This is a genomic window from Actinomadura rubrobrunea NBRC 15275 (assembly GCF_001552235.1).
GTDB classification, from domain to species: Bacteria; Actinomycetota; Actinomycetes; order Streptosporangiales; family Streptosporangiaceae; genus Spirillospora; species Spirillospora viridilutea.
Window position 1 is genome coordinate 74203 of sequence record NZ_BCQU01000022.1, and the last position, 7785, is coordinate 81987.

The 7785-nt window shown below is 73.6% G+C and carries 6 protein-coding genes and 1 pseudogene; 3 read left to right on the plus strand and 4 right to left on the minus strand.

The features are described from left to right. Nucleotides 1–30: 30 nt before the first annotated feature. From AR3_RS09580 to metH, 3 genes are all read right to left on the minus strand, one after another. Entirely contained in the window at nucleotides 31–462 is a 432-nt protein-coding gene (locus AR3_RS09580) for a hypothetical protein (protein ID WP_067911733.1), read from the minus strand. A 223-nt stretch (nucleotides 463–685) separates the two neighbouring features. Beyond that, a complete protein-coding gene (locus AR3_RS09585) occupies nucleotides 686–1375 on the minus strand; it encodes an HAD family hydrolase (RefSeq protein ID WP_067911736.1) in 690 nt (229 codons plus the stop codon). An 85-nt stretch (nucleotides 1376–1460) separates the two neighbouring features. Next, complete coding sequence (gene metH / locus AR3_RS09590) at nucleotides 1461–4940, minus strand: methionine synthase (protein ID WP_067911739.1); 3480 nt, start codon at nucleotides 4938–4940, stop codon at nucleotides 1461–1463. A gap of 150 nt (nucleotides 4941–5090) precedes the next feature. Between metH and AR3_RS09595 the strand changes: the two genes are divergently transcribed. The 3 genes from AR3_RS09595 to AR3_RS09605 all read left to right on the plus strand — a co-directional run bounded on the left by AR3_RS09595 (nucleotide 5091) and on the right by AR3_RS09605 (nucleotide 7454). Continuing rightward, entirely contained in the window at nucleotides 5091–5552 is a 462-nt protein-coding gene (locus AR3_RS09595) for a universal stress protein (RefSeq protein WP_067911742.1), read from the plus strand. Nucleotides 5553–5774: 222 nt separating this feature from the next. Further along, entirely contained in the window at nucleotides 5775–6617 is an 843-nt protein-coding gene (locus tag AR3_RS09600) for a PAC2 family protein (protein WP_067911745.1), read from the plus strand. Nucleotides 6618–7016: 399 nt separating this feature from the next. Next, entirely contained in the window at nucleotides 7017–7454 is a 438-nt protein-coding gene (locus tag AR3_RS09605; RefSeq protein WP_227023160.1) for a TrmH family RNA methyltransferase, read from the plus strand. 137 nt (nucleotides 7455–7591) lie between these two features. On the opposite strand, the pseudogene AR3_RS09610 reads toward AR3_RS09605, so the two are convergent. Further along, a pseudogene (locus AR3_RS09610) lies at nucleotides 7592–7785 on the minus strand (cysteine--1-D-myo-inosityl 2-amino-2-deoxy-alpha-D-glucopyranoside ligase); the annotation flags it as partial.

Below are 7785 nucleotides of genomic sequence, written 5' to 3' on the forward strand. Positions count from 1 at the left end.
GCCCGGTTCCGCGCCCCGGAGACGCGGCGGTCACGTGATGCCGCGGTTGCGCAGGATCTCCTCGATCTCGGCCATGTCGGGGTCCGTCCCGGACGGCCGCGGCTTCTCCACGGCCGCGCGCGGCGTCTTGCCCGCCTCCGCGGCCGCCTTCCCGGCCGCGGCCCGGCCCCGGCCCGCGGCCCGTCCGGCCGCGCCGCCCCGCCGGCTCAGCATCACCCCGGAGGTCAGGTACAGCAGCGCGGCCAGTCCGGCCACGGCCACGCCCGCCCACTTGGCGGGGCTGAACGCCAGGTCGGCGATGAAGCCGGTCACGCCGGTCATGGCGGCCGCCAGCGGAACCAGCGACCAGGCCGCCCCGCGCAGCCCCGAGGCGGCCCCGCGGCGGCGGTAGAGCCCCCAGCTGATCATCAGTCCGAGCGCGGTGACGCCCAGGCTGATCGCGTTGATGACGGTGTCGCTCATGCCGGCCCCCTCTGCGCCTGCTGCCGTGCACTCCCATCGTCACACGCCGGGAGGGGCCGTCGCTCCTCCCCGCGGAGGGTTGTCGCTCCCCGGCGGCTCCTCCCCCGGCGTGAGGCCCTTCTTAGGCAACGAGCGGGACCGTCGCGACGTCTCCCGTCCCCGGGGCACCGGTCGGTGCGCGACGGGCGGCAGCCGACCGTTGGGCGCGTTCCGGGGACCGCTGTCAGGCGACCAGGGCCGCCAGGCGCGACAGGTCGAGCTCGCGCAGGGACGACACGACGGTCCGGCCCGGGGCGGGCGGCACCGGCACCAGGCTGGGCACCGCGACCGTCACGCAGCCCGCGGCCTCGGCGGCGGCCAGCCCGCTGGGCGAGTCCTCCAGCACCACGCAGCGGCGCGGCTCGGCGCCCAGCCGGGCCGCGGCGGTCAGGTACGGCTCCGGGTCGGGCTTGGTGCGCGTCACCTCGTCGCCGGCGACCGTCACCGCGAAGTGCTCGCGGCCGACCGCGTCCAGCACCGGCTCGATCAGCCGCCGGTGGCTGGAGGACACCAGCGCCGCCGGCACCCCGGCGTCGCGGAGCTCGGCCAGCAGCTCCTTGGCGCCCGGCATCAGCGGGACGCAGGCGTCCAGCCGCTCGGCCATGCCCTCCAGCATCCGCCGCCGCACCTCGGCGGGCGGCACGTCCGCGCCGGTCAGGTCCAGCATGTACCGCACGGCCTTGTCCAACGAGCCGCCGAGCAGCCGCTGCTGGTGCTCGGGGCCCCACGTGCCGCCCAGCCAGGTGACGACCTCCTCCTCGACCTCGAGCCACAGCCGCTCGGAGTCGATCAGCAGCCCGTCCATGTCGAACAGCACGGCCCGCAGCCGATCGCCGGTGTCCACGCGCCCCCTCATCTCGTCGTCGTGCTCCATTCCCCCAGGGACGGTACGCGATCAGCGCGGCGACGCGGCCGCGGGGGTCGCCGAGATCGCAGGGCGCGGGTCGGGCGCCGGCGGGTCAGGTGTTGAAGTACTTGGCCTCCGGGTGGTGGACGACCAGGGCGTCGGTGGCCTGCTCGGGCACCAGCTGGAACTCCTCCGACAGGGTGACGCCGATGCGTTCGGGCCGCAGCAGTCGCACCACCTTGGCGCGGTCCTCCAGGTCGGGGCAGGCCGGGTAGCCGAAGGAGTAGCGGGCGCCGCGGTAGCCGACCTTGAGGATGCCGTCCAGGTCGTCGGGGTCCTCGCCGCCGAACCCGATCTCCGCGCGGACGCGGGCGTGCCAGTACTCGGCCAGCGCCTCGGTCAGCTGGACCGACAGTCCGTGCAGCTCCAGGTACTCGCGGTAGGAGTTCTTGGCGAACAGCTCCGCGGTGGCCTGGCTGATCTTCGATCCGACGGTGACGAGCTGGAACGCGGCCACGTCGGTCTCGCCGGACTCGCGGGGGCGGAAGTAGTCGGCCAGGCACAGGTGCCGGTCGCGGCGCTGGCGCGGGAAGGTGAACCGCTCCCGCTCGGAGCCGTCCTCGTTCAGGACGACCAGGTCGTCGCCCTCGGACACGGCCGGGAAGTAGCCGTAGACGACGGCGGCCTCGATCAGGCCCTCGGTCTGGATGCGGTCCAGCCACATGCGCAGCCGCGGCCGCCCCTCGGTCTCCACCAGCTCCTCGTAGGTCGGGCCGTCGCCGCCGCGGGCGGGCTTGAGGCCCCACTGGCCCATGAAGGTGGCGCGCTCGTCGAGGAACGCGGCGTAGTCGGCCAGGGGGATGCCCTTGACGACGCGGTCGCCCCAGAACGGCGGCTCGGGGATCTTGTTGTCGACCGCCACGTCCGACCGGGCGGGCAGGTCCTCGGGTTCGGTGACCTTCAGCGTGGCGCCCCTGCGGACCCTGCGCTCGCGCAGCGGCGGCAGCTGGGCGCCCTCCTCGCCGCGCTTGACGGCCATGAACGCGTCCATCAGCCGCAGGCCCTCGAACGCGTCGCGGGCGTAGCGGACCTCGCCGTCGAACAGCTCGGCCAGGTCCTGCTCGACATAGGCGCGGGTGAGCGCGGCGCCGCCGAGCAGCACCGGCCACCGGTGGGCCAGGCCGCGGGCGTTGAGCTCCTCGAGGTTCTCCTTCATCACCACGGTCGACTTGACCAGGAGCCCGGACATGCCGATCACGTCGGCGCGCTCGTTGCGGGCGGCCTCCACGATCGCCGAGATCGGCTGCTTGATGCCGAGGTTGATCACCTCGTAGCCGTTGTTGGACAGGATGATGTCGACCAGGTTCTTGCCGATGTCGTGCACGTCGCCCTTGACGGTGGCCAGGACGATGCGGCCCTTGGAGCCCTCGCCCTCGACCTTGTCCATGTGCGGCTCCAGGTAGGCGACCGCGGTCTTCATCACCTCGGCCGACTGCAGCACGAACGGCAGCTGCATCTGGCCGGAGCCGAACAGGTCGCCGACGACCTTCATGCCGTCGAGCAGCACGTCGTTGACGATCTCCAGGGCGGGCCGCTGCGCGAGGGCCTCGTCCAGGTCGGCGTCCAGGCCGTCCAGCTCGCCGTCGATGATGCGGCGCTTGAGCCGCTCCCACAGCGGCAGCGCGGCCAGCTCGGCGGCGCGGTCGGCCTTCAGCGCGGCGGTGTCGAGGCCCTCGAACAGCTCCATGAACCGGTGCAGCGGGTCGTAGCCGTCCGAGCGGCGGTCGTAGATCAGGTCGAGGGCGACCTTGCGCTGCTCCTCGTCGATCCGCGACATCGGCAGGATCTTGGAGGCGTGCACGATCGCCGAGTCCAGGCCGGCGTCGACGCACTCGGACAGGAACACCGAGTTCAGCACGACGCGGGCGGCGGGGCTCAGGCCGAACGAGACGTTCGACACGCCGAGGGTGGTCTGCACGTCCGGGTAGCGGCGCTTGAGGTCGCGGATCGCCTCGATCGTCTCCAGCGCGTCGCGGCGGGACTCCTCGCTGCCGGTGCCGATGGTGAAGGTCAGGCAGTCGACGATGATGTCCTCGAGCCGCATGCCCCACCGGCCGGTGAGCTCCTCGATCATGCGGGTGGCGACGCGGACCTTCCACTCGGCGGTGCGGGCCTGCCCGTCCTCGTCGATGCACATCACGACGATCGCGGCGCCGTGCTCCTTGACGATCGGCATGAGCCTGGCCAGCTTGGAGTTCGGGCCGTCGCCGTCCTCGAAGCTGACGGAGTTGACCACGGCGCGGCCGCCGAGCATCTCCAGCCCGGCCTGCAGCACGGGCACCTCGGTGGAGTCCAGCACGATCGGCAGCGTGGACGCGGTGGCGAGCCGGGAGGTCAGCTCCTTCATGTCGGCGACGCCGTCGCGTCCGACGTAGTCGACGCACAGGTCGAGCATGTGGGCGCCGTCGCGGGCCTGGTCGCGGGCGATCTTGACGCAGTCGTCCCAGCGGCCCTCCAGCATGGCCTCGCGGAACGCCTTGGAGCCGTTGGCGTTGGTGCGCTCCCCGATCGCCAGGTAGGCGGTGTCCTGGCGGAACGGGACGTGCTGGTACAGCGACGAGGCGCCGGCCTCCGGGCGCGGCCGCCGCGGGGCGACCTCGCGGCCGCGGACCCGCTCGACCACCTTCCGCAGGTGCTCGGGGGTGGTGCCGCAGCAGCCGCCGACCAGCGACAGCCCGAAGTCGCGGGTGAAGGCGTCGTGCGCGTCGGCCAGCTCCTCGGGGGTGAGGGGGTAGCGGGCGCCGTCGGCGGTGAGCTCGGGCAGTCCCGCGTTGGGCATGCACGACAGTCCGATGCGGGCGTGCCGGGCCAGGTAGCGCAGGTGCTCGCTCATCTCGGCCGGGCCGGTGGCGCAGTTGAGGCCGATCAGGTCCAGCTCCATCGGCTCCAGGGCGGTCAGCGCCGCGCCGATCTCCGAGCCGAGCAGCATCGCGCCGTTCTGCTCGATCGTCACCTGCGCGATCAGCACGGTGTCGGCGCCGGCGGCGGCGATGGCCCGCTTGGCGCCGATGATCGCCGCCTTGGCCTGCAGCAGGTCCTGGCAGGTCTCCACGAGGATCGCGTGCACGCCCCCGGCCAGCAGCCCTTCGGCGTTGCGCTGGTAGGCGTCGCGGAGTTCGGCGAAGGTCACGTGCCCGAGGGTGGGCAGCTTGGTGCCGGGGCCGACCGACCCGATCACCCAGCGGGGCCGGTCGGGCGTGGACACCGCGTCGGCGACCTCGCGGGCCAGGCGGGCGCCCGCCTCCGACAGCTCCCCGATCCGATCGGCGATCCCGTACTCGCCCAGGTTCCCCAGGTTGGCGCCGAACGTGTTGGTCTCCACGCAGTCGACGCCGGCGTCGAAGTACGCCTGGTGCACCGAGCGGACGATGTCCGGCCGGGTGACGTTGAGGATCTCGTTGCAGCCCTCGTACCCCTGGAAGTCGTCCAGCGTGGGGCGCGCTTCCTGGAGCATCGTCCCCATGCCCCCGTCGGCCACGACGACGCGTTGCTTAAGGGCCTGCCGAAGGGACTGAGGTGTCGGAGTGCTCATGGTGTCCCAGCCTATCGGGGCGCGCTCGAGGATCTTTGGAGTCGTCCTCACGGACCGTGGGGAATGCGCCACTCCGAACGGGGTGGTGACTGTGCGGCGTCCGCCCGATACCGTGCCACACTGGCGAACTACTCCTCGGTAAGGAGCGGCATGAGCGCATACCGCACCGTTCTCGTCGGCACCGACGGCTCCGACTCGTCTTTCCGCGCGGTCGACCGGGCCGCCCAGCTGGCCGCCGCCACCGGCGCCACGCTGCTGCTCGCCACCGCCTACAGCCCCATGCCGGAGCGGGAGCGGCTCAGCGCCGCCGACCGCCTCGGCGACCTGGCCTACAAGGTGCAGGGCTCCACGCCCGCCGAGGACGCCCTGCGCGCCGCCCGCGAACGGGCGGTGGCCGCGGGCGCCCGCGACATCGACCAGGTCGCCGTCGAGGGCGAGGCCGTGGACGTGCTGGTCCGCCTCGCCAAGGAGCGCCGCGTCGACCTCGTCGTCGTCGGCAACCGGGGCCTCAACAGCCTCGCGGGCCGCATCCTCGGGTCCGTCCCGGCCAGCCTGTCGCACCGCTCCCCCTGCGACGTGCTCATCGTCCACACCACCGAGAAAGGCAAATGAGCCCTCGCGGCACCGCGAACCATCCCGCGGGGCAGACTGGGGGGCGGACGCGGACGTGACGGGCGCGTTCCGGGTGCGCGCCGGGGCGAACCCGCGGTCGGCGGCGGTGGGGAAGAACGTCCTCAGGACGTAGGCTGACAGCACCGATCATGAGCGGGTCCGCCCCCCGGGAATCACGGCCCCCTCGGTGACGCTGTACCTGTCGTCGGAAGGAGGCAGCGCGTGGTCGAGCTGGAAAGCGTGCCCGAACTCGTCGATCCCGTCGTCGTGGCCGCCTTTGAGGGGTGGAACGACGCCGGCGAGGCGGCGAGCGGCGTCATCGGCCACCTGGAGTCGATCTGGGACGCCGTGCCGATCGCCGAGCTGGACCCGGAGGACTACTACGACTTCCAGGTCACCCGCCCCCTCATCGAGATGGTGGACGGGGAGAGCCGCGGGATCACCTGGCCCACCACCCGGGTCTCCTGGGCGCGCCTGCCCTCCGGGCGCGACGTGATCCTGGTGCACGGCATCGAGCCCAACATGCGGTGGCGTTCGTTCTGCCGCGAGCTGGTCGGGCTGATGCTGGAGCTGGAGGTCAAGAGCGTCGTGCTGCTCGGCGCGCTGCTGGCCGACGCCCCGCACACCCGGCCGGTGCCGGTCACCGGCGCCGCGTCCGAGGCGGGCCTGGTGACCACCCTGCACGTGGAGCCGGCCCGGTACGAGGGTCCGACCGGCATCCTCGGCGTGCTGCAGGACGCGTGCGCCAAGGCCGATCTGAAGACGGTGTCGCTGTGGGCGGCGGTGCCGCACTACGTCGCCTCGCCGCCGTCCCCCAAGGCCACCCTCGCCCTGCTGCGCCGCGTCGAGGACGTGCTGGACGTCACCGTCCCGTTGGGCGAGCTGCCCGAGGAGGCGCGGGCCTGGGAGAACGGCGTCAACGAGCTGGCCGAGGAGGACTCGGAGGTCGCCGAGTACGTCCGCTCCCTCGAGGAGCAGAAGGACGCCCTGGAGCTGCCCGAGGCCAGCGGCGACGCCATCGCCCGCGAATTCGAACGCTACCTGCGGCGCCGCGAGACCGGCTGACCCGGCGCGCGGGCCGTCGCTTCGCCTCCGCCCTCGCCGCGCTTCGCGGTGGGGGCGGAGGGCGCCGCAAACCCTTGGGGCGGGCGGGTTCTGCGGGCTTAGCATGGTGGCCCCGGCGGCGAAAGCCGCGAAGCGCATGACGTCCCGGATCCCGGTCCGGGACGTCCCGTCGATGGCCCGCGCACGCCGCGAAGTGCGCACGATCATGGACGACGCCGAGATCTGCGTCGAGGGCGGAGGCGCCCTCGGCCGGTGAGCGCCCGCACGGGCCGCCTCCCGGGTCCCGACGGCCTTCCGGGACAGGAGGCGGCTCCCCGCACCGCCACCGCCATCCGCGTGCGGCCGCGCCGCGAACTGAGACGCCGTCGCAGGCGCCGCCGGCACTCCTGTTGGGACCACGTGATCGCCGCTCCGCTGTGGCCGCTGCACGGCGCCAATCTCGTGACCCTGCTGCGGACGTGCGACGCCGTCGGCGCCTGCCTGGCGGTGCCCCGGTACCGGTGGGTGCCCGAGGCGCTGGCGCGCGGCAACACGCTGCGGCAGCCGTCGTGCGTGCACTGGGTCGACGATCCCCTCGACTGGCTGGCCCGCCAGCGGGAGAACGGCACGCGGGTGCTGGGGGTGGAACTCGCCGACGAGGCGATCCGACTGGCCGACCTGCCCGCCGCTCGGCGGCGCACCGTGGCCGTGCTGGGGCACGAGCGGTACGGCATTCCCGACGAGGCGCTCGACCTGCTGGACGGGGCCGTGGAGATCCCCATGGTGGGCACCGGCCACAGCCTCAACGTGGCCGTGGCCGGCTCGCTCGTCCTCTACAAGCTGGCCGGGCTGCTGTGAGAGCGCGTCGCCGCGCCCGGCGACGCGCCCGCTCCGGGACGGTCCCGTCCGCCCCGGCGGTCTCGTCCGCCGGGGCGGGCGCCCGTCACAGCACCCCGGCCACAGGGCACTCACAGCACCCGGTCACAGCACCCCGGTCACAGGGCGACGCCGAGGAGGGCGTCGACGACGGCGCGGATCTGCGCGGGCGCGTCGGCGTCGGCGTCGCCGGCGGCCGGGTCGTCGGCGAGCGCCCGGGCGGCCCAGCGGTCCACGGCCTCCAGCGCGCCGGGGGCGTCCAGGTCGTCGGCGAGGCGGGCGCGCACCTCGGCGGCCGCGGCGGCCGCGGACG

Excerpts from the sequence above, each read along its gene's own strand:
- AR3_RS09585 (WP_067911736.1), bottom strand. The coding sequence starts at position 1,375 with ATGGAGCACGACGACGAGATGAGGGGGCGCGTGGACACCGGCGATCGG.
- metH (WP_067911739.1), bottom strand. The coding sequence starts at position 4,940 with ATGAGCACTCCGACACCTCAGTCCCTTCGGCAGGCCCTTAAGCAACGC.
- AR3_RS09595 (WP_067911742.1), top strand. The coding sequence starts at position 5,091 with ATGAGCGCATACCGCACCGTTCTCGTCGGCACCGACGGCTCCGACTCG.
- AR3_RS09580 (WP_067911733.1), bottom strand. The coding sequence starts at position 462 with ATGAGCGACACCGTCATCAACGCGATCAGCCTGGGCGTCACCGCGCTC.